Below are 22,165 nucleotides of genomic sequence, written 5' to 3' on the forward strand. Positions count from 1 at the left end.
TTCCTGGCTAGTCCCACCTAAATCGATTCCCAATACAAATTGGATATCGGAACCAGAACCTTTCAAGTCCAATGTTTGTTCCTTAATACGCATGATTGTATGGAGTCCAACAAATGCGGATACAAATACGACACGCTTTGGAGAGGTGTCAAGCCGATCCGCAAGTAGGTTTCCGAGCTGTTGATCAGGCTGTATGATATATTGGATGTTCATACCCAAATGCCTCTATTGGCTGAATCTCTTGTACTCTTTTATCATGGCGATTCGTAATTCTTCTAATCAATGAGTATCCCCTCTACTCACTGCGATGGCAATAGGCAAACGAGAAGGCTGCCACCCGATGCGGCTATCTATCTAGAGCTCACCTGCAGCGATTATGGACGTCTGCGTTTCGGAACGCTATAAGCAACGAATTTAAGGGGACGTGATAGTATGAGAGGTGACTCCTCGTAATCTGTTAGACTTGTAAGTGAATAAAAGGCGATGGGGTCAAGGCTTCAATTGACAATTGCTGACACAATGCATGATCCATGATGCAAGATGCAGGAAAAATCCCCGGGGTCAGGCATGAATAAATGAGTTATTATTCTTTTTGTTCGTCTTCCCGCGATTTTTTCAATTGCCTTCGGTACTTTTCTCATCAAGAACTTCCTCTTTCTTTTCATTGTCAATTAGAAGATAAATGGAGGACTGAAGTCCTCCTCTACATGTCTATTCGCGGCTGGCACTTCGATTGACTCAGTACAGGCACTTCGACCCTTCGATGAACTCAGGACATGCTCAGGGCTCAGTGTGAACGGAATATAACGGATTATAAGGAACAGAAATGGAAACGTAAACCTTTTTATTCATGGATCCCCGATTAAGGCATTCGAGGATGACACCATGGGGTGTAATCCCGGTCCATAAAGTTGTTATAGTAAATCTATAAACTCATCGATACTTAACCCTGCCTGCTTGAGAATACTCGGAAGCGTACCCTTCTTTAAATCTTTATTGTGGTAGGGAAGAACAACTCTTTTTGATTGTAATGAAGGGTGCTTAAGCACTACATGGCTACCTGTTTGATGATGAATATAAACCCAGCCTTATTGATGGCCTTAAGCACTTCCTTGGGCTTTACTGATGGAAGAGTAGGAGACATTAAGAGGATGCTTCTATCGCTACCTGGATCTTTTCCTGCACCGTATTTTCCTCTTCTGGAATGGGCTCGCCGTCTTTTATCAGGCTTTCTATATAGGCTCTGATGGCATCACGAGCCATATCCCGAGCTTCTTCGAGCGTGTCACCTTCCGTTACGAGACCAGGAAGAGCAGGGACAGTAACAATATAGCCCCCTTCGGTAGAAGGTTCGAAAAATGCTGTAAAATCATATTCTTTTGTGGACAAGTTAATTCCCTCAACAAAATTTCTTTTAACTGATATGTAAATTATATCCCAATTTTCATTTTAATGTAGGACAAAATTAAATGTGTTAAATTTAGGTGGTGACAGACGTAGATTGCTTCGAAGCCTGGCTTCTCGCAATAATCTCTTTATGGATTCCCGACCACGCTTGTGCCCGAATGTTTGTATCGTAATACAAAGGGGACGCAAACCTTTAAGCAATAAGGGGGTCGTTTAAAAATGGAAGGGGTATCACGATTGACAATTACTTGTGAATGAAAAAAGGGAGTTACACCTTTATACTTCGCAGCGGCAGATAACGCGCTGCTGACTTTGCTCTGTTACGGCCGAATCGCCTTACTGCGTTCAGTAGCCTCGGCAACCTCCAAATCGCTATTAAGTATTTGTTGACAAATGCAATACGTTTGTTTACTGTTGAATTGGGTACTTACAAGGAGTCTAGTGGTTATAGGAATTTAGTACATTCGTGAGCCGTTCGGCTTAGCCTGTAGTCAGCTTGCCGAACTGCTCACGTCGAAGCCTCAGTCGAACGATGAGAGTTATAAGTTCTATAAGATGGACAGACAAAAGTATAACGCACATAGCAAGACTTGCGATCAGGCCGAGAGAAGTAGAAGAACTATGTTTCAATGAGAATGATGCTCCTTTTATTAGGTCAGGTAGAGAAAATCTGCACTATGTCTTTGGAAGGACTTATTCTGGAAGATTTCTGTTCATTGTTGTTAGATTTATAAGGCAGGGAGAGGTAAGAGTCATAACGGCAAGAGATATGAACACGTGGGAAAAGAACTATTTTAAAAAGCGAGGTAAATGAGATGAAGAAGATACCGAAATTTAAAACTGATGAGGAAGCTGCAAGGTTCTGGGAAACCCACAGCTTTGAAGACTATAATAGAGATACAAAAGAGGCTGAGATAGGGTTCGTTAAAAGACCAAAGAAGACGATTGCAATAAGACTTGATCCGGATGATATTAAAAAAGTTGAAGCAATTGCTGAGCGTAAGGGACTGAGCTACACAGCGCTTCTCAGGATGTGGATTAAAGAGCATCTCGCCAAGGAATCAAGGCATATCGCTTAAAATGGACAGTGATACAAAGGGGACCCCTTTGATTAATATTCAATTATGAGTATAAAGCACGATCCAATTGAAAATCTCTGGTTTCAGGCATGAGTAAATGAGTTATTTTTCTTTTTGTTGTTCCTCGCCTATTTTTTCAATCGCCTTTGGTCCTTTTCTCATCAAGGAGTTCCGCTTTCTTTTCATTATCAATTAGAAGATAAATGGAGGACTAAAGTCCTCCCCTGCGTGTCCATTCGCGGCCGGCTCTTCGATTGATTTAGTAAAGAATTCAGAACGACGAGTTAAGTAGAAGAGCCACCTCCTTTGACATAGCGATTAGACAGCCTCATCTAGCCGCTTGTGGAGCAGATTGTTCTTTTGACAATTATTTATTTTTCTTTTCTTTGTCCTGATACAAAGAAACAATCCTTCGATCCTTCGACCCTTCGACAAGCTCAGGACTCAGGACAGGCCCTTCGATCCTTCGATGAACTCAGGACTAGGGGGTCAGGACTTGGCTGCACCCTTGTTGTCATTCCCTAATTCATTAATAGGGAATCCATGTTTTTGCCTTTGGATCCCCGACTACTGATTTCGGGGATGACAAGCTGGGCGTCATTCCCGCGGATTGTTAGCGGGAATCCATGCTTTTACCTCTGGATCCCCGACTACTGATTTCGGGGATGACAGACCGACTAAAAAATTTAAGTCCAACCCCAACCCTCAAATTTTTCTTAACGTCTCCGTTTCTGATTTTCTTCACGCAATTTTTGGAAGGCCAATTAAATCCCTTTTGTAATGACAGTGACAAACAATGGAGGATTGAAGTCCTCCTCTACAATTTGCTGATTGTAAACGAAAGTATTAGGGAACGCATATATGCGTTCCCTACCGAGAAAAGCAAGGACCTACCGAAGGTAGAAATCTCCTTAAACTAGTAAAGGTCAGGCTTGACAATTTGTTAATTGTAATTATCTTAATGTTAAACTATTTAATATTAAGCTAATTATGGGCACAAAATATAAGGGGACTCAAAAAGAAATGAGGGCTTTGAACGCCTTTATAAATTTCATGCGCGCTGCAGATAGTGTGAGTTCAAGACTATCTCGTTTACTAGCGAAATATGAACTGACGATGAGTCAGTTCGGGGCGTTAGAGGCTCTATATCATCTTGGTCCTCTTAACCAAAACGCGCTTGGCAAAAAACTTCTTAAAACAAGCGGCAATATAACAATGGTAGTAGATAACCTTGAAAAAAGGGGGTTAGTCGAAAGGGAACGCAGCTCGGAGGACCGTAGAGCAGTAAATGTAATGCTTACAGAAACAGGGAAGAAATTTATAAAAGAAATCTTTCCAGAGCATGTGCAATCAATTGTGGCTGAGTTTGAAGTCTTAAATCCAGGGGAGCAGGAATTCCTTCGCCATTTAAGTAGAAGGCTTGGGAAGCAGGAAAAGGATTGAATTGCCATAAACAAAACTGGAGGTAGAAAAAATGGTAAAGATAAGAAAAAGCAATGAAAGGGGACACACAAATTTAGGATGGCTGGACAGTTATCACACATTCTCATTTGGAGATTACTACGACGCGGATTATATCGGATTTCACAAACTCCGTGTTATAAACGAAGATAGAATTAAAGGGGGTACCGGATTTGGATCTCATCCGCACAGGGACATGGAAATTATTACTTATATACAAGAAGGTTCCCTAGAACATAAAGATAGCATTGCGAATGGTTCCGTCATAAAAAAGGGTGACATGCAGAGAATGAGTGCAGGAACTGGAGTAGTTCACAGCGAGTACAATCATTCTGAATCTGAACCTGTTCATTTATTACAAATATGGATACTGCCGAAGGAAAAGGGTATTAAGCCGAGCTACGAAGAACGATCTATTGACCCAAATGGTATAAAGGGTAATCTAAGCCTTGTTGCAACAGGGACAAGAAGCAAGAAAAATGAAGCGTTATACCTAAATCAGGACGTCGATATTTATTTATCCTCCCTTGAAATGGGGCAAGAGGTTAAGCATATAGCTGAGGCGGATCATCACCTATGGGTTCAGGCCATTAGGGGGTCTCTAATTTTAAACGGAAAGAATTTAGAACAAGGAGATGGTGCATCTATTCAGAATGAAGGGGAAATAATAATTTCAACTAATGATTCGGCTGAGTTTCTGTTGTTCGACATGGAATAATCTTTAAATTAAGCAACAAATAAAACTTTTTCCTTCCAAACTTGAATAAGGTTCAAATATTATGTAATAAAAGGATATAACATACTAGAAAGGAGGATAAGCACATGAAATTCGGCGTAGGATATTACAGCCTTCAATCGCATCCCCACAGACCCAGGCCACATGAAGAATTATATGAAGAGATGTTAAAAGAGATCTCCGTAGCCGATGAAATGGGCTTTAACTCCGCATGGTTAACTGAACACCACTTTTTAAGTGATGGATACTGTCCCTCATTATTGGTCACAGCAGCAGCCATAGCGGCAAGGACCAAAAATATCAGGATCGGCACAGGTGTATTATTAATGCCCCTCCATGATCCAATCAGAATTGCCGAAGACGCAGCCGTGGTTGATTTGATTTCAAAGGGACGTTTAATTTTGGGTATTGGCCTGGGCTACAGGAAGGAGGAATTTGAAGGATACGGTAGATCGCTCAAAGAGCGAAAGGGACGAATGGAAGAAAGCATAGAGATACTCCAAAAGAGCTGGTCGGATGAAACTTTTAGTTTTGATGGTAAATACTATAAAGTAAAGGACGCAAATGTAACGCCCAAACCGGTTCAAAAATCAATACCCATATGGATTGGTGCCTTCACAGAACCGGCTATAAGGAGGGCTGCACGGATAGGAGCCCCGCTTTACGTACCGGCCATCGGAACTATACCTCTAATTAAGAATTTATTTGATCTTCATTCTTCCTTGCTTGAAGAATACGGAAGAGACCCCGAGGACTATGAAAAACCCCTTGTGAGAGAATTTTATATCTCTGATAAGAAGAAGGAAAAAGTTTGGGAAGATATAAAGGAGTATATTACATACACAGCCAAAGGCTACGCTCAATGGGGAAGTATGGTTGATTACAGTGGAAATCTAATATCGGATCCGACTGACCCGATCATTTACGACATCGTTAAGGATCAGTCAATAATAGGCACACCTGAAGAGTGCGTAGAAACCATTAAGGAATATAAGGAAAATTTGCCAATCGATAACCTCATCTGTAGATTCAAGTTTCCGGGAATTGGCCATCAAGAGGCAATGAGATCGATGAAGCTATTCGTGGATAAGGTTATGCCCCATGTTTCTTAATAAAGTACCCAAATCAGAAGTGACAATTTCCTATATATCGTTCTAAAATTTCGGGAATACCGATAGTAAAGCTATTTCTACTTCCACTTTATATTACAACCGATGCTCGGATACTGCGCTTCTGTAACGGGTTTTCCGCTCAAAATATCCTCAAGCGCATCCCTTATGTCCTTTCCCGTGACAGGCTTTCCATTTCCCGGTCTCGAATCATCCATCTGACCCCTGTAAATACACTTTAAATCCTTATCAAAAATATAAAAATCAGGTGTGCATTGCGCATCATAAGCCCTAGCGACATCTTGTGATTCATCGAACATATAAGGAAAAGGATAACCCAGTCTTTTTGCAACAGCTTTCATATTCTCAGGCGAGTCATCGGGATAGTTTTCTATATCATTTGAACAAATAGCTATAAATGATATACCCTTAGGAATATAATCGTTAGCCAATTCAACGAGGCCCTTCTGTACATGCTTCACGTATGGACAATGGTTACAGATAAACATAATAACAGTAGCAGTATCGGATTTTAGTTCCTCTAAACTCAACTCTTTATCACTTATTACATCCCAAAGCTTAAAATCCGGTGCCTTTGTTCCAAGGGGCAACATCTTAGATGGGGTCAATGCCATTTACTCTCTCCTAACATTTCATTCTTTTCATCAGTTAAATTAATCTTCTAGTGACCTAAAACAATTGAGATTTATTTCTTTGAGTATCAGATTTTCCTGGCGCAATTTATTGCTTCACGTCCCGTCGTAATCATGATGAATTACTTGAATTATCAAGACTTTCTCTAAAGAAAATCCCAATGAGTCCTAATGTGGCCGGAATATAGAAACTACATTCCGATTACAATAAACTAGGACTCTTAATTATACAGAATAATATCGTTTAAACCATTTACAAAGATCGCCAAAACTCGCAATATCTTATCGGTTTGGAAATACATGATTTAGTATGTATCTGTTGATTACCCTTTATAATTGATTCCTCCCCACTTTTTTAAGAGTAAGACACCCTCTCATTACTCCAGTTTTTAAATCGGCGACATATCTGCTTTCACGATTTAGTGCTTTTGACAAAATTCTTAGTTCAATTTATCGTATTCACAATGACCATTACTGAGAGAGAAATCAAACTCGTCGACAAGATGCTGAGCGGTGATCGGATCGCACTTGCAAGGCTTATTACCCTTGTCGAAAGTAACTATAACTCAATTCCCGAGATCCATAAGCGAATTAATCCAAAGACAGGAAAAGCTTATATAATTGGAGTTACAGGTCCCCCCGGAGCGGGGAAAAGCACACTGGTTAATGAGCTGATCCAAGCCTATAAAAAAAACAACAAAAAAGTGGGAGTTATTGCAGTTGATCCCTCAAGTCCTTTTACGGGTGGAGCTGTGTTGGGCGATAGAATAAGGATGCAGGATCACTCACTGGATGAAAACGTATTTATAAGGAGTCTGGGAAGCAGAGGCAGTCATGGGGGGCTTTCAAAGGCAACTAAAGAGATAATAAAACTATACGATGCATTTGGGATTGAAAATATTATTATTGAAACGGTTGGTGTGGGTCAGACAGAGCTGGATATCATAAAGCTGGCAGATACGGTGCTTGTTGTTCTGGTTCCGGAGGCCGGAGATGCGGTGCAAACCATGAAGGCAGGACTTATGGAGATCGCAGATATTTTCGTCGTAAATAAAGCTGACAGAGAAGGTGCTGAAATTCTGTCGAGAGAAATCAAATCTATCATTTCATTAAAACCAACAGAAGGCAACTGGGATATACCTGTGCTGCTGACAAGCTCTATTGGAAAACTCGGAATAGACGAATTGATAAAGGACATTAACAGGCATAAGCTATTTCAGACCCAAACCGGTTTGCTACGTAAGAAAAGGCAAAAGAGAATTGAGGAGGAATTCTCACAGATTATATTGGAGATCATAGAAAAGAGGATTAATGAGAAACTAAAAGATCATGAAGTGGGAAAGGTTTTGACTCGAATCAAGAAGGGCGAAATAGATCCATACGAAGGGGCCGAGCTCGTGATTTCAAGAATATTGTGAAGACACTACCGACGCAAGTCGAAACCATAGTGCGGACATAGCGGATTACCCAAATATCATTAACGCCAACGAATACAAGCTCAATCCTGTTAATCCCGATTTTCGTGATCGAATATTTACCGATCGAAAATCACAAAATTTATTAAACTTGATTGGAGTTGAACGCTTCGGTAATATCTGTCTCTGGAGAATCCGACAGGCTATGTTATTTGAAAGATTGCAAAAATAATGAGGGTCTTATTTAATAGGTAAATTGATGGATCCCTATATCATTTCTTTATTTTTCGCGTCGATATTCTTGTTGGCAAATCATTCTTATCAAGAAAATGATAAGGATTTATACCCGCATAGACGCTGGGAAATGGTTGAAACCCAGCTCATTCTTCGCGGAATAAAGGATTCCAAAGTGATAAAGGCGATGTTAAAAGTTCCAAGGCATAAGTTCATTCCTGAAAATTTCTGGGGTCTTGCCTATAACGATGCCCCCGTTCCAATAGGCATGGAACAGACAATATCGCAACCTTACATTGTTGCCTTAATGACGCAACTCCTCGAGCTGAATGAAAAAGAAAAGGTTCTTGAAGTAGGCACGGGATCGGGCTATCAGACAGCTATTCTGGCTGAGCATGGTTGTGATGTATACACAATAGAGATTCACGAATCGCTTTCACTAAATGCACAACAAGTTTTGAATGAATTGGGATATAAGGATATCCATTTTAAAATAGGAGATGGTTATAGAGGATGGCAGGAATATTCTCCTTTTGATGCCATAATAGTGACTGCTGCCCCTGAACATACTCCCCAACCATTGATCGATCAACTCAAGGAAAACGGTAGAATGGTTATACCGGTAGGAGACCTCTACCAAGAGTTATTACTTATTCATAAAACTCAAAAGGGTATAAAGAAAACAAATATAACACCAGTCCGATTTGTCCCAATGACTGGAGAGGCTCAAAAATTGAGAAAGAACTAGGGTTTGATAGTGTTTTTGAAAAAGATTAACCCTATACCTATAGAATCAGACATGTCAAATTATCAACCTCAGAAATCCAAGCTAACTAAGTCTCCAATTTCTATAGGCCTCGCACTATCGATGATAAGTCCGGTTGATGTATTCTGTTCTACATTCAACACAACTAGCTTACCCTTCCTGGAAGGTGGAATAGTCACATCTTTACGGGAATCAGGATCGCGTACGCTTCGGGGAAGCGTATAAATTGAAAAGGTATTTCCGGGAACAATAGAATGCTCTTTTCCAACATCGATATAGACAATATTTCCCTGACCAACTACGACTATATCGTTTAGGCTATCAACCACCATCCCATTTGCTGTTTCAGTCCCTTTTTTAATCGTGACCTCATTTACAAATGGTTCGTGTGGTCTTATCCTTGCCCCACGAGTAATCTCTCTAATCGAATTGGTAATTTTAGCCGTTGACATCTTTTCGCCCAAAACATCTACTATCTCAATTTCCCCGAATACGGCCACTTTATACCCTATTCTCCTCCCTGTAAAAGGATGGAGAACCGGTTTCGATGTTCTAAATACTGTGAATAAGTCACCACTTTGCACTCCGTCAGATCTTCCTACATTCGTATAAACAATGTCCCCATCGGCGAGTAGAATCTTCGTCGGTTCGGAGCTTAAGATAGTTCCCATGTGTTCCCACTCATCCGGTGAAATGAATCCTTCACTCCCTCCCATTGAGTAATAATAAACAGGTGGTGGTGCCCCAATGTCTTTGAGTTGCTCTACTTCTACTCCAGGGTTAATCTTAACTACCGGTATTCCAGGTTGTTCGTATTTAGGCTTCAGAGAAAGCACTTGTCCGGGAGATATTAAATTTGGATTATCGATAAAGGTATTCAATTCCCACAATCGTGGCCATAAAAGTGGATTCCCGTAAAACCTTTTAGATATATCCCAGAGTGTATCCCCCGGGCGTACCACATAGATTGCTTCACCACCTTTTGGCTCAGGCAGATTACCCTGAGCAAAGGCCATTCCTCCGATAAATATGGCTGCAATTAAAAGTCTAAAGGGCATCCTCTCAAACCTCCTTTAAGTTTTATAACATATTTTATAAGAAAATTAAACCAATTTCATCACTAATTATACAACATCTTAGTCAATAAAATAATTATTAATATCCATAATTTGAACGATCATCAAGAAATGAGTTTTTATAAAGTCATTAATGATAAACGATTTCATTTAATAATTAAATACGCAATTCAATGTGTTAACTCAATGCATTGATATTACTCATTTTGAAATTTCATTTTGTAAGAAAGTCTTACAAATTTAAAGATTCCTTATTTTGTTGTATTAAAAATTATAATATGAAAATTTTTAAATTTACATTTGTTATTTCGTCAAACAACTGCGCGGCGATATTTAGAACAAACTAGTTTACGAATAATCTTATTTTCGAACAAAGAAATATTAACACTTAAAACATGTTAATATCCGTCATATAGTCTATAATGAATATACGTTTCAATACTGAACAAGCCATTTACACCTGAATTTTATGAGCATTCAAATCTATATCAATGTAACATTTAATGAAACCAGATCGGCGATAACCGAAAATGGCAGCCTCGTCGAATTATATATCGAGAGAAAGTCGCGACCTCAACTGGTCGGGAACATTTACAAAGGAAAGGTCGGAAATATTATCCCTGGTATGCAAGCTGCATTTATAGATCTTGGAATCGGGAAATCGGGGTTCATTTCTGTCGAGGATGTCCAAGAAGATTCATATTCTGAATTTTTTTTAGAGGAAGAAGACCTTAAAACCCAAAAGAAAAAGACAAAGAGCCTTATACAGGACCTGCTTCGAGAGGGACAGGAAGTCCTTGTGCAATGCGTGAAGGAATTTTCAGTTGGAAAGGGAGCAAAACTTTCTACAAACATAGCAATTCCAGGAAGATATTTGGTTCTTCTCGGTACGGTCGATATGATACGAATATCGAGAAGAATCAAAAACAGAGAAGAACGACAGAGACTCCTAAATCTAATAAAGTCCGCAAAACCTGAAGGAGTTGGCTTTATAGCGAGAACGGCTAGTCAGGAAATTGATCACGATGAATTAAAGCTTGATATGAAGAATTTGATCGGATTGTGGAATGGGCTTAAAAAAAGATCAGAGGAAGCAAAATCACCTGCCCTACTCTACGAAGAACCCAGCCTCTATATGAAAGTTACGAGAGATTTAGTTTTAGACGAAGAAACAAAGATATTTATCGATTCAAAAAAAGCTCATCAGGAAATTTCCAATTATCTAGACGCTAACAATATTAAAACGCATATCGAGCTATACACAAACAGCACTCCTTTATTCATTAAATATGGAATAGAACAAGAACTAAAGAAGATTATCGATAGAAAAGTGTGGCTTAAATCAGGGGGCTATCTTATCATAGAGCAAGCGGAAGCCCTGACGGTAATAGACGTGAATAGTGGAAGATACACAGGAGGGATTACTCACCATGAAACAATTTTTGATATAAACATGGAAGCGGCTAGCGAAGCAGCGTACCAAATAAGGTTGAGGAACCTTGTAGGTATCATAGTGATAGATTTTATAGACATTAAGAGCCTCCAAAAAAGAAAAGAGATTTATAGAAAATTTATTGAATCACTCAAGAAAGATAGGGCTCGTTCGGTGGTTCTTGACATGTCGTCTTTCTGCGTTGTTCAATTGACCCGGCAGCGCATGAGAGAAAGCCTGCTAACGCAGCTCACCGACCAATGCAACCACTGTGGGGGGAAAGGGTATGTCAAATCGATAGAAACGATTTCATATGAAATTATAAGAGAAATAACTAGCCACATCTTAAAACCACTCGTAAAAAAGATCATTATCACTGCAAATCAGGGCGTGATATCCTATCTTAAAGAGTTTGAAGGAAAAAACTTGAAAAAGCTAGCCATGCAACATGAAGTCGAATTTATTTATGAGTCTAAAGAGAGCTTACAAGATGAATATGAAATAGATATTCAATAAAATTATTGGTTTGACACCCCATGTTTTATTGCTTAATGTTTATTTATTATAAGACATAAGAGGAGTAAGCCCGATGGCAGAAGTAATAATTGGGAAAAATGAAACCATAGACAACGCCCTGAGAAGATTCAAAAAAATGGTCGAAAGAGAAGGGATACTCTCTGAAATCAAAAAGAGGAATTACTACGAAAAACCAAGTGAAAGAAAGAAAAAAAGGGCGCGTGCGGCAAAAGTAAGATCGATGAAAAAAATACGTAGTAACAAGTAATGAATATATACTTGATCCTGTGCTTTATATTTTCATTTCTTTTGCTCAATATTGGTGGATGCAACAACGACGGCGAGAAAGGCACAATTATTGAGAAAACAAACAAAAACTCACCTGAAATTAAAATTGGTGAACAAGAACAAGACAAAGAGTCAATTAACCATAAAACAGAAACTGAAACCCAAGAACCAGTCGGCCAAAAACTAAATCATCCCCCCGTGGTAAAATCCATTAGGATTGAAAGCATCTCTGGAACCGATCCGAGTAACGGATTCAGGGCGATTGTCGAGGCAAAAGATCCAGATAACGATATTATAAGCTTCGGATATCAGTGGAAACTCGATGGAGAAACGATCCCAGGTGCTACGGATGAGATGTTAGAATGGAGTGAAGACTTCAAAAAGGGATCAATCATTTCGGTTGACGTAATTCCCTTCGACGGTAAAGATGAAGGCGTCTGGAAAGCCGAGGGAAGTTTTGCAATTCCAAACTCCCCGCCAATAATAACATCTGAGCCAGCGCCAAGGATAGAGGACGGGAAACTTAGCTATGTCTTAAAGGCAGAAGATCCTGATGGTGATCCAATTGATTATACACTGAAGAACGCTCCCAGGGGTATGACGATCGAACCTGCAACAGGGTTGATAACTTGGGAGTTTGACGAAGCGGATAAAGGTGAATACATTGTAGAGATTACAGTCGCAGACTCTGAGGGTGCTAAGGCATCTCAGATGCTTACTCTCAATATTTCCCCTCAAAATCAATGACCCTCAAGTACATAAGTTATCGGAAGCTTTGACCAGTTTAATCCGAAATATCAGAAAATTGTGATGGGATCCCCCACGAATAATCTATGACAAGTTAGCAAGTTTTGGGAACCACTTAATAAAAACAGAAATACACGAGGTATATCATTACTATAAAAATTATAACTATCTGATATAATTGTTTACCTAATCATCAATTTCGCATGATACAAGAGGAGGCGTGATGAAGAAAAAAATAGCTTCGGGGATGTTCATAGAAAAAAACATCCAAACCACACCAGAGATGGCCGCATCGCGATTCCATCAAAGCTCCCCCCGAGTACTTTCAACGCCATCACTCATTGCATTTATGCAAACTACATGCGCCGACATGATGGCTCCATTCCTGGAGAGTAACGAGATGGCGGTAAGCACCAAAATCGAGATGAATCATCTTGCATCAACCCCCATTGGAATGCCTATAACTATCAGGGCTGAAATAATTAAGATTCAAGATAAGAGGATTAACTTCAAAGTCGAGGCATTTGATGATATGGAGAAAATAGCGTCAGCATATAATGATATGTATATAATCGATGAAGAGAGATTTGAAAGAGGAATAAAACGGAAACTGGGTAAAACGCAAGCAAAGGCTTAATCATACGGAAATTAAGCCTTCAACTTTTTAAAAATACCTCAAAAGTTGTTTATAAGTCGAAAATCATTTTTTAATTTCTCTAATTATTGCATCTCTCATTTCCGTAGTCGTTGCTTTTCCCCCGATATCCCTCGTTAGAATCTTTCCTTGTGAAAGAACATTGGTTATTGCATTCTCTATCGCTTTTGCTTCTTTAATTTTACCGATATGCCTTAGTAAAAGTACCCCAGATAGAGTTACGGCAATAGGATTCGCGAGGTTCTTGCCAGCTATATCAGGAGCATTCCCATGAGCTGCCTCAAATACCGCGCATTCATCTCCTATATTTGCTCCGGGAGCAAATCCAAGCCCTCCAACAAGTCCCGCACATATCTCTGACACTATATCACCGTATAGATTCTCGGTTAAAACAACATCAAAAATATTTGGATTAAGAACCAATTGCATACAAGCATTATCAATTATCATCTCTTCATACTCGATGTCAGGATACTTCATTGCCACGCGTCTTACGCAATCCAGGAATAAACCGTCGCTTAGTTTCATTATATTGGCTTTATGAAGGACGGTTACCTTTTTCCTTTTTTGTCTCTTTGCGTAACTAAACGCGAACCCTGCTATTTTATTCGATGCCCTTTCAGTGATAACCTTCAAGGTTTCTACAACACCAGGGGCAATTTGATACTCGAGGCCAGAGTAAAGATCCTCCGTATTTTCTCTTACGACTACTATATCAACATCCTGATACCTCGACTTGACTCCGGGGAAGCTTTTTACGGGCCTTAGGTTAGCGTAAAGATTAAGTGTCTTCCTAGTTAATACGTTGACACTTTTAAAGCCCTTTCCAACTGGTGTACCCACGGGACCCTTCAAAGCTACTTTATTTCTTCTGATCGAATCAAAGACAATTTCAGGAATGACGGTTTTATACTTCTCAATAGATTGCGCACCTGCAGGTATTATCTCCCACTTAATTTTTACACCGGTAGCATCAATAATTCTTCGTGCTGCGTCAGTTACCTCAGGTCCAATCCCGTCACCAGGAACAAGAGTCACCGTTTTAATACTATTTTTTTTCATCGCTCAAGCATACATGTATTTCAAATTTAGTTTAATCGAACTTCACACAAATCCAAATTCAAAAGCCCTGTAAAGGAAATCAATTTGATCTTTACCAAGTGTCAATTATATTAATCAACAAACAGAGAGGACATATCATGAAAGAAGGAAAAATGGTAAGTGTCAATCATATAGCAATTGCCGTTCGAAATATAGAGGAGGCGGAAAAGCTGTATGAAACTGCCCTGGGTCTCAAAGTGACTCATAGAGAGGTCGTTGAAGAACAAGGCGTTAGGGCTTCAATGCTTGAGACAGCTGCGGGGGACACCACAATTGAACTCCTAGAACCGATCGGAGAAAACTCACCCATATTCAAATATTTGGAAAAAAGGGGAGAGGGCATTCACCACATTTGCTTCAAGGTAGATGATATCGAATCCGCACTTGAAAGACTAAAGAATCAGGGTATTAAATCAATAAATGATGCACCACGACCAGGGGTTGATGGAACGAAAGTGGCATTTTTACACCCGAAAGCTCTAAAAGGTGTATTGATTGAGCTGGTTGAATTGCCTAAGGACTGATCCTATTAAACCATACCGATTCCGTGCGCAAACGACTCTTCGATAATTTTCTTCCCCCGAATTTTCATCAATTCCATAGGCCCGAAGAAATAAAGAATTTTAACAGCATTTATTTCATGAATCATATCTCGGTGGGCTTATAAAGTGGGTATGAATTAAGTTTAAATTTATCTCTTAATCCATTTATTATTTTGTATCAGTAGGTTTCTTAGGAGCCTGAAATTCGGATTCCCTTACTCTGTTATCTTCCTTTGGAGGCGTAATATCGATTTCGTCAGGCTCTTTCAAGGATCTTCTAAAACCCTTTATTCCCTTGCCAAGTGCAGAACCGAGGTCACCCAATCTACTTGGACCAAATATTAGGAGCAGTATTACAAGAATAATAACGAGTTCCCATACACCTAGTCCGCCAATCATGATTCTACCTCCGAGTATAAGCTACCGATTAGACCGCAGAATGTCAATATAGATTATTCTAACCAAATTATAACGAAATTTGTATCAATTTTATTTTTATCTGATCTTCCGTAATACATTTACCAGGTTGTTCTATCAACCACTAAATTTGTAAGACAGTCACCCTTACTTACCCAAGAATTCACCTATCGGGTTAAGCGACTCAATATGATCACATACTATTTTGAATATAACAGTCATTGGAACTGCAATTAGAGCTCCTGGAATTCCCCATATCCAACTCCAAAATATCAAAGAAACAAAAATTATTACGGGATTAACCGCAAATCTCCGACCATGGATCAAAGGAGTGATAATATTACCTTCAAGCGCCGTTAGTATTAAATATGAAAATGGTACAAGAATTACATGTCCTAAATGCTAACAAAATGATTAATTCCTAAATTGAAATATTTTCACACGCGAAATTTTCGTTGAATATAATTTGCGAATCCATCGAAATTATAAATTCTCACAAGTTAAATTTTATGCCAAGTAAATACAATTGAACAAAAAATTTTTTCTTTTTGAAAAAAAACTATTGCAAATTATAAAAATATTTATTACAATGGAACTTAATTTAATAAACTCGTTAAAGGAGGATGGATATGGCAAAAGCCAAACCGAGTAGCAAGAAGTCAGCCAGTAAATCCAAAAAAACTGGAGCGAGCAAGTCGAAAGCGATGAGCGCTAAACCTACTAGCAAGTCCTCGAAAGCAAAGTCGACGAAAGGAAGTTCCATGGCTAAGAAAACGACTGCTAAGAAGAAAACTACAGCAAAGGCTACTAAAGCTAAACCGAAAAAGAAAAAGTAAAAGCAATAGCTTTTGAAGGAACTGTAACAGCCGTTTAACCTCGGTAATCTCTACAAATGAATTGAACTATACTAGGCAGGTAACTTAACTCTCTAGTGAGAAGCTTTCCGCAAGTAGGAATTTCAATGAATAAAAATTAACGCTTAACGCAAATATTCTTTCTCAATATTCTATTCAAAAACTTCCAATTCATGTTTGTATGAAAATTAGCTTTTCTCATTATAGCAGTAATTTCCGGTGTGCTGTGATTAATTGATATTTCGCGAAATGTGGCATGCGTAGCTAAGAGGTTATTTCCTGTATTTCGGATTGCTTTCGCGAAACCTTTGATACTCGGCGAATAAACACCTTCCTCATGAAAATTTAGCTACGTATAAACAGAATAACAATTGAGGAGTAAATCGATCTGAAAAGATGTTAGATCAAAAGAATGATTCTGAAGCGAATTCCAACCAGCAATGTTATTGAAGACATAATATAAATCAGTCGGTCAGTGACAGATTTAATTTTATTTATGTCGATTACTATCCGACTAACCTCCTATACCAATATCTATTAAATCATTAAGTATAAAATTGGGGAGAATCGATGCAAGACTCACACGCACCCCGATTATTGTGATTAAAGGTAACACTGTTTCGGTGAGCGATCCCAAGTTTAAGAAGTGGCAGGCCCCACAATTTCCCATTCATTTATCTGATATATCTATCAAGTCCGAGGTCCCGAAATAAACACCATCACATGCATCATAAAACATAGCAGATAGAGGAAGTGATATTAGGAAAACGAATTTGAACCTATTTGTCTTCTTTTATGAATAATCAAAGTATCTAGGATGAATTGGCTAATGATCAATATTAGCAACGATGATACTAGTTTTTGTTTCTCACCAATTAGAATCCTTGTTTGACCCCTGATAATACTGCATTGCCTCCGGCAGCCACTGTTTCAGGTTGTTTATCCTTGTGCCATAACTCGGGTGTGTAGAAAGAAATTCTGGCGGACCAGATGCACCACCTGATTTACTCTGCATTCTCTCCCAAAAGGCAATTGCCTCCCTCGGGTCATATCCAGCTTCAGCCATATAAATTAAACCAATCCTATCGGCCTCAGCCTCTTGAGTACGACTAAATGGCAATATACCACCAACATTGACACCTACCCCATACGCATTCATAATCGCGCTCATTACCGCCGGATTCTGACTTCCCAGAGCCGCTTGTAATCCTGCGGCTCCAAGATTAGCAAGAATGCCGGCTGACGCTCTTTCTGCGCCATGATTTGCAGCAACGTGTGCAACCTCGTGTCCTATAACCGTTGCAAGAGTCGCGTCGGTGTTAGCAACACGAAACATACCTGTATAAACCCCAATCTTACCGCCTGGAAGCGCGAATGCATTGACTACGGTATCACCCTTAATAACCCTATATTCCCAATTATATCTTGGTGTATCTGCCACACTCACTATTCTTGAACTGACCCTAGTTAATTGGCTATTGTATTGTGGATTATTTGAAACTCCCTCTTCTTTTATCACTTCTTGAAAGGCTGCATTACCCATTTGTGAGGCTTCCTGGGAAGACACCAGAACAAGCTGTGATCTTCCTGTTATAGGAGCTGTTTGACAAGAAATCAAAAAAGAAAGAAAGGCAATCAATATTGGTAACAGTGATGATTTAGATATTTTCCTTACGAACCCGTAATCCAATAATTTTTTTAACATGATTATTCTCCTATTATACTTATTTATATCATAAGGGAAGCAATTCAATTTATATTTGGACATACACAATGTGATATTAAACAGATATATCGTGTTATGAAAATTCTTCAATCACTAAAAAACCATCATTCTACATAATTTTAACCGCAAGAATAACTTTCTATCAATTAGTCTTGATTAATAGTTAAAAGATCTTACTAGCTTTTGTAAGTCAGAATACGTCCCCATAAGCTTTTCGTTCCCCAAATTCCTGAACGTAAGCATTCGAGAAGAACTATCTGGCTGTGATCGACAAATACGTTTACTTCAGGTCCATAGTTTTTAATGTACCATCCGAATACATCAGGATCGGCAGCCTCAAACATGGTTTTTTCCAGACCTAGTTCACGAATAATCTTTGCTATTACGTCTGTACGCCAGGTCTTAACCCGTTCTGTAATGCCCTCAGATTCGATCATGATCATGTAGGCTCCTGCATCGAGGTGTTGGTTAGCCAGTTGTATAGCCCAATCGGGATCGCTTGTTCCTTCAGCCTCAAGTTCTTCGATAGCACTTGCACCACCGGCTCCAAACTGAACATTGATTTCCGGTTTAGCCTTTAAACCAGCTTTTCTAACTTTCTTCGTCAATCTTACTAAATCCTCATTTGGTATAGTTATAAAGCCGCTTGAAATCTCAACTATATCGAATTCAAGACGCTTACATTCTTCAATATACCGGTCAACAGCTTTCCTTCCAAGAGTAAGGACGTGTTCGATAAATCCCCCGGTTGAAACCATTACTTCATGTTGATGACACAGGTCTATAATCTCTTTCACAACATGTCGGGGCATAAGGCTAAAAGATCCGCCAGAAAATTTAAATATATCTACATACTCACCCATCGTTACTAAAATATCCTCCAGGTAATGCTTTCCGACCGGTGTGTAGTAAGGACCACGAATTTCCGTTAGACCTCGTTTGCGCGGCTTCTTTTCCCTCTCATTTATCGGTAAAAATTCAAAAGCCCTTTCGTCCTTATGTGTTTTTGGTTTTTCTAGCTTATTTTTAGGCATTTATAATCCTCCTGTAGGATTTAATTTTGCAGTGGTGTTTTTACTCGTGAAATAAGTTTGCATAATTCAGATATATCGATGTCATCCAGGTTCGCAACCGTATCGACCAGTTTTTTCCTCAATTTTCTGCTGGTATACGGTTTACTAAGTATTTCAAATTTATTCACAACACTCTCCCAGCCTACAGGATTTGTAAAAAATCCTTCGTATTCCTTCTTTTCTTTTGTGAAGATTCTCCCATCTTTAAGGGTAATTGTGATTTTACAGGCATGTTGTTCAGGAAACAAATTACTATACTCTTTTGCTGGTCTAACAATCACTTTTTTTAAAAGATCTTGAACATCCCGACCGAGTATCCGAACTGCTTCGTACTGAGCTGGCATTACTTGATCATCAATCAATGCTACCGAAACCATATATTGCAGGCTGTGATCAGCCTCTTCTTTTGTCCTTACTATTGTTTTATCACCCTCCTCTCCGCCTCCGATTATGTGATAGGCCACATCAAAGATGTCGACCTCTATATGTTTGATTTCTTCATGAGTAATGCGATTTTCGCCTTTGATTTCGAGAACGCCCTCTATCGCAGACTGTGAATGAACTTCGGCATTATATTTTTTTATAATTGTCTTTCTTACGCGCTCTAAGTCTTCTCTAGACCAATCGATTTCAAATTTTTCTGAAATAGAATCCATAAATCCTTTGTTTCCTTCGAAAACTTCTCTTGGTCCCGTAATTCCCCTCATAGCTAGAAATGTTCCATGCATACAACAAAACGCGGTGTTTGGCATTGCCAGCCCCTTCCAATTCGAAAGTAAACCAGTTCGTGTTACTCGAAGTGCGTTAAAAGCAGTGCCGCATATCCCAATGGCATTTACCGTTTTCTCAAAATCCAGATTCAAGGCCTTTGCAATACCAGCGGCCAGTGAGTATGAACCTTGAACAGTATGATCGAATCCCTTACTACGAACCGGCGCTACATCGCTAAGCCTGCATTGAACCTGATAAGAAATAGCCAAGGCAGTCAAAAAATCACGCCCATTGCCATTAGCGTACTCAGTCGCAGCCAGAACTGCACCAATATTATCGCTGGGATGGCAAGTCTCCCCTTTCGCCAGGTAACTGTCGTTGAAATCCAGGTAGCGCACAAGCGAACAATTATAAAAGGCTGCAAGGTCTGGAACTGTCTTTTTTCCACCAATGAGGGTGCAAAGATTATTACCTCCAAATTCCTTTAGATGGGACCTAATATATTGTATTGGTTTACCCTCCATTGCTCCTATCGCGCAGCCCAAGGAATCCATGAGTCGGATCTTTAATTGAAGCTTTGCTTCGTCCGACAAATCTTCATATGAAGCTCGAATAACGAAATCGGCAAGCTTTTCAGATACGGTCATCGACTGTCTCAGAATTAATCCAGATTGTACTTTGATCAAGACGAATTTAAAGTACAGTTACTTTTCGACTATCATTTGATGTTTATCTCTTTAGTGATTTTACTCAATACAGCAATAATCTTATAGTAAATATCTTAACAGTATTTAACCTATAAAAAATTCTTACCTGAAAATAAAGGGAAAAATGAAAAGGACCGGGACAGTAATAATCTTCGGGTGAGGAACTATGGCTAAAACAAAAGATAATATCTCGAGACTCGACACTTTAATTGGAAAAAGGGCGTCGCCTTTTGCTCTCTGGGTTAAATCAGTTTTATGAAATATGTCTATCCAATTTCTCTTTATCAAATCCTATGATGACCTCGTCTCCTATTATGATTGCGGGAGTAGATCGGCTCTTATACTTTTCGGTAAGTTCCTTAAGGGCCCTTTCGTCTTCACTTACATTTCTATCTTCAAAATTTACACCCTTCTGAGTTAGGTATTCTTTGGTATTCTTGCAAGCAGAACAGCCTGTTTGTGGATAAATTATTTATCTAGGAATAAAAAGAGAAATCTCGCAGTTGATCTGCGGATCGCAATATCAATTTGAAGATAAGTTGAGGACTAGAGTCCTCCGCTACATGTCTATTCGCGGCTGGCCTGTCCTGAGTTTCATCGAAGGGAAGCCGCTCCTACGAAAAATTTATAGCCGTTCGCGATGACGGATGGAGAATGGAAACTGACACGTTCTTACGTTTAAATATCATTCAGAGTGTTCCTCAAGAAATTTCTCGGCATCCATAGCTGCCATACAGCCCGATCCTGCTGCTGTTATTGCCTGCCTGTATACATGATCCTGCACATCACCGGCTGCAAACACACCGGGGATATTGGTTCTTGTCGCACCATCTCTTGTAATAATATATCCAGCGTCATCCATTTCAACCTGACCCTTCAATAAATCCGTATTAGGGTTATGACCGATGGCAATAAATACGCCCTGGCATTCGTGAATATTGACCTCCCCAGTTTTGACATTCTCAACTTTAACACCAGTCACACCTTTTTCCGCATCGCCAATGATCTCTTGCACAACGGTATCCCATAGGAATTCAATTTTTTGATTCCTAAATGCTCTCTCTTGCAATATCTTTGAGGCCCGAAGCTTATCTCTTCGATGAATTATCGTAACCTTGGAAGCAAATTTTGTAAGAAATATTCCTTCCTCAATTGCAGTGTCTCCACCCCCAACGACAACAAGCTCTTTACCTTTAAAGAAAAATCCATCGCAGGTTGCACAAGTAGAGACGCCGTGGCCAAGGAGCTGCTTTTCTGATTCGAGACCAAGAAGTTTCGCGGAAGCCCCAGAAGCTATGATAAAAGTCTCTGCCTCTATTACAGACTCGCCGGCAGCTACCTTAAATGGCCTCTGCGTTAAATCGACCGAGTTCACTTGAGCCAATACACACTTGGCTCCAAATTTCTCCGCCTGCTTTCGCATGTTGTCAATAAGTTCGGGCCCCTGAACGCCGTCCGGA

The 22,165-nt window shown here is 39.5% G+C and carries 25 protein-coding genes; 13 read left to right on the forward strand and 12 right to left on the reverse strand.

Annotated features, from left to right (window positions below):
* The 3 genes from VGA95_04590 to VGA95_04600 all read right to left on the reverse strand — a co-directional run.
* The coding region (locus VGA95_04590) for a hypothetical protein (GenBank protein ID HEX9665820.1) at positions 1 to 213 on the reverse strand (213 nt) is incomplete at its 3' end.
* Between the two features lie 701 nt (positions 214 to 914).
* Entirely contained in the window at positions 915 to 1,049 is a 135-nt protein-coding gene (locus tag VGA95_04595; protein HEX9665821.1) for a type II toxin-antitoxin system HicA family toxin, read from the reverse strand.
* Positions 1,050 to 1,143: 94 nt separating this feature from the next.
* Positions 1,144 to 1,389 carry a type II toxin-antitoxin system HicB family antitoxin gene (locus VGA95_04600; GenBank protein HEX9665822.1) on the reverse strand — a complete coding sequence of 82 codons (246 nt, stop codon included), beginning with the start codon at positions 1,387 to 1,389 and terminating at the stop codon, positions 1,144 to 1,146.
* A gap of 550 nt (positions 1,390 to 1,939) precedes the next feature.
* Here VGA95_04600 and VGA95_04605 point away from each other — a divergent pair.
* From VGA95_04605 to VGA95_04625, 5 genes are all read left to right on the forward strand, one after another.
* Entirely contained in the window at positions 1,940 to 2,221 is a 282-nt protein-coding gene (locus tag VGA95_04605) for a BrnT family toxin (protein ID HEX9665823.1), read from the forward strand.
* Between the two features lies 1 nt (position 2,222).
* Positions 2,223 to 2,486: a CopG family antitoxin gene (locus VGA95_04610; GenBank protein ID HEX9665824.1), complete on the forward strand. Its 264-nt coding sequence runs from the start codon at positions 2,223 to 2,225 to the stop codon at positions 2,484 to 2,486.
* Positions 2,487 to 3,476: 990 nt separating this feature from the next.
* A complete protein-coding gene (locus VGA95_04615; GenBank protein HEX9665825.1) occupies positions 3,477 to 3,929 on the forward strand; it encodes a MarR family transcriptional regulator in 453 nt (150 codons plus the stop codon).
* 31 nt (positions 3,930 to 3,960) lie between these two features.
* Complete coding sequence (locus VGA95_04620; protein HEX9665826.1) at positions 3,961 to 4,665, forward strand: pirin family protein; 705 nt, start codon at positions 3,961 to 3,963, stop codon at positions 4,663 to 4,665.
* Between the two features lie 104 nt (positions 4,666 to 4,769).
* Positions 4,770 to 5,795, forward strand: a complete 1,026-nt coding sequence (locus VGA95_04625) for an LLM class flavin-dependent oxidoreductase (GenBank protein HEX9665827.1) — start codon at positions 4,770 to 4,772, stop codon at positions 5,793 to 5,795.
* 77 nt (positions 5,796 to 5,872) lie between these two features.
* On the opposite strand, the gene VGA95_04630 is transcribed toward VGA95_04625, so the two are convergent.
* A complete protein-coding gene (locus tag VGA95_04630; GenBank protein ID HEX9665828.1) occupies positions 5,873 to 6,427 on the reverse strand; it encodes a thioredoxin family protein in 555 nt (184 codons plus the stop codon).
* A 446-nt stretch (positions 6,428 to 6,873) separates the two neighbouring features.
* Here VGA95_04630 and meaB point away from each other — a divergent pair, with 446 nt between their 5' ends.
* Complete coding sequence (gene meaB / locus VGA95_04635; protein ID HEX9665829.1) at positions 6,874 to 7,863, forward strand: methylmalonyl Co-A mutase-associated GTPase MeaB; 990 nt, start codon at positions 6,874 to 6,876, stop codon at positions 7,861 to 7,863.
* Positions 7,864 to 8,119: 256 nt separating this feature from the next.
* Positions 8,120 to 8,842 (forward strand): protein-L-isoaspartate(D-aspartate) O-methyltransferase, encoded by a 723-nt coding sequence (locus tag VGA95_04640; GenBank protein HEX9665830.1) that lies wholly within the window; start codon positions 8,120 to 8,122, stop codon positions 8,840 to 8,842.
* 68 nt (positions 8,843 to 8,910) lie between these two features.
* On the opposite strand, the gene VGA95_04645 is transcribed toward VGA95_04640, so the two are convergent.
* A complete protein-coding gene (locus tag VGA95_04645) occupies positions 8,911 to 9,918 on the reverse strand; it encodes a LysM peptidoglycan-binding domain-containing protein (GenBank protein HEX9665831.1) in 1,008 nt (335 codons plus the stop codon).
* Between the two features lie 487 nt (positions 9,919 to 10,405).
* Between VGA95_04645 and VGA95_04650 the strand changes: the two genes are divergently transcribed.
* The 4 genes from VGA95_04650 to VGA95_04665 all read left to right on the forward strand — a co-directional run bounded on the left by VGA95_04650 (position 10,406) and on the right by VGA95_04665 (position 13,556).
* Positions 10,406 to 11,884: an Rne/Rng family ribonuclease gene (locus VGA95_04650; protein ID HEX9665832.1), complete on the forward strand. Its 1,479-nt coding sequence runs from the start codon at positions 10,406 to 10,408 to the stop codon at positions 11,882 to 11,884.
* A gap of 73 nt (positions 11,885 to 11,957) precedes the next feature.
* A complete protein-coding gene (rpsU, locus tag VGA95_04655; protein HEX9665833.1) occupies positions 11,958 to 12,152 on the forward strand; it encodes a 30S ribosomal protein S21 in 195 nt (64 codons plus the stop codon).
* Positions 12,152 to 12,919, forward strand: a complete 768-nt coding sequence (locus VGA95_04660; GenBank protein ID HEX9665834.1) for a putative Ig domain-containing protein — start codon at positions 12,152 to 12,154, stop codon at positions 12,917 to 12,919. Before rpsU ends, VGA95_04660 begins: the two co-directional genes overlap by 1 nt.
* Before the next feature lie 223 nt (positions 12,920 to 13,142).
* Entirely contained in the window at positions 13,143 to 13,556 is a 414-nt protein-coding gene (locus VGA95_04665) for a hotdog domain-containing protein (protein HEX9665835.1), read from the forward strand.
* Between the two features lie 63 nt (positions 13,557 to 13,619).
* Here the strand turns inward: VGA95_04665 and VGA95_04670 are convergent, their stop codons facing one another.
* Positions 13,620 to 14,636 carry an isocitrate/isopropylmalate dehydrogenase family protein gene (locus VGA95_04670; GenBank protein ID HEX9665836.1) on the reverse strand — a complete coding sequence of 339 codons (1,017 nt, stop codon included), beginning with the start codon at positions 14,634 to 14,636 and terminating at the stop codon, positions 13,620 to 13,622.
* Between the two features lie 137 nt (positions 14,637 to 14,773).
* On the opposite strand from VGA95_04670, the gene mce reads away from it, so the two are divergent.
* Positions 14,774 to 15,199: a methylmalonyl-CoA epimerase gene (mce, locus tag VGA95_04675; GenBank protein HEX9665837.1), complete on the forward strand. Its 426-nt coding sequence runs from the start codon at positions 14,774 to 14,776 to the stop codon at positions 15,197 to 15,199.
* A gap of 186 nt (positions 15,200 to 15,385) precedes the next feature.
* Here the strand turns inward: mce and tatA are convergent, their stop codons facing one another.
* Positions 15,386 to 15,616 carry a twin-arginine translocase TatA/TatE family subunit gene (gene tatA / locus VGA95_04680; protein ID HEX9665838.1) on the reverse strand — a complete coding sequence of 77 codons (231 nt, stop codon included), beginning with the start codon at positions 15,614 to 15,616 and terminating at the stop codon, positions 15,386 to 15,388.
* A 647-nt stretch (positions 15,617 to 16,263) separates the two neighbouring features.
* Between tatA and VGA95_04685 the strand changes: the two genes are divergently transcribed.
* Positions 16,264 to 16,470, forward strand: coding sequence for a hypothetical protein (locus VGA95_04685; protein HEX9665839.1), 207 nt, complete (start codon positions 16,264 to 16,266; stop codon positions 16,468 to 16,470).
* A gap of 886 nt (positions 16,471 to 17,356) precedes the next feature.
* On the opposite strand, the gene VGA95_04690 is transcribed toward VGA95_04685, so the two are convergent.
* The 5 genes from VGA95_04690 to VGA95_04710 all read right to left on the reverse strand — a co-directional run.
* Complete coding sequence (locus VGA95_04690) at positions 17,357 to 18,193, reverse strand: M48 family metallopeptidase (GenBank protein HEX9665840.1); 837 nt, start codon at positions 18,191 to 18,193, stop codon at positions 17,357 to 17,359.
* Between the two features lie 197 nt (positions 18,194 to 18,390).
* Entirely contained in the window at positions 18,391 to 19,248 is an 858-nt protein-coding gene (locus VGA95_04695; protein ID HEX9665841.1) for a phosphosulfolactate synthase, read from the reverse strand.
* Positions 19,249 to 19,268: 20 nt separating this feature from the next.
* The gene (locus tag VGA95_04700) at positions 19,269 to 20,645 is read right to left on the reverse strand and encodes an MmgE/PrpD family protein (GenBank protein HEX9665842.1); all 1,377 of its coding nucleotides are present in this window, start codon (positions 20,643 to 20,645) and stop codon (positions 19,269 to 19,271) included.
* 313 nt (positions 20,646 to 20,958) lie between these two features.
* Entirely contained in the window at positions 20,959 to 21,177 is a 219-nt protein-coding gene (locus tag VGA95_04705) for a glutaredoxin domain-containing protein (protein ID HEX9665843.1), read from the reverse strand.
* 213 nt (positions 21,178 to 21,390) lie between these two features.
* Positions 21,391 to 22,165 (reverse strand): FAD-dependent oxidoreductase (locus VGA95_04710; GenBank protein ID HEX9665844.1); only part of this gene is annotated, 775 nt, incomplete at its 5' end.

This window comes from Thermodesulfobacteriota bacterium (assembly GCA_036397855.1).
Classification (GTDB): Bacteria; Desulfobacterota_D; UBA1144; order Nemesobacterales; family CSP1-2; genus DASWID01.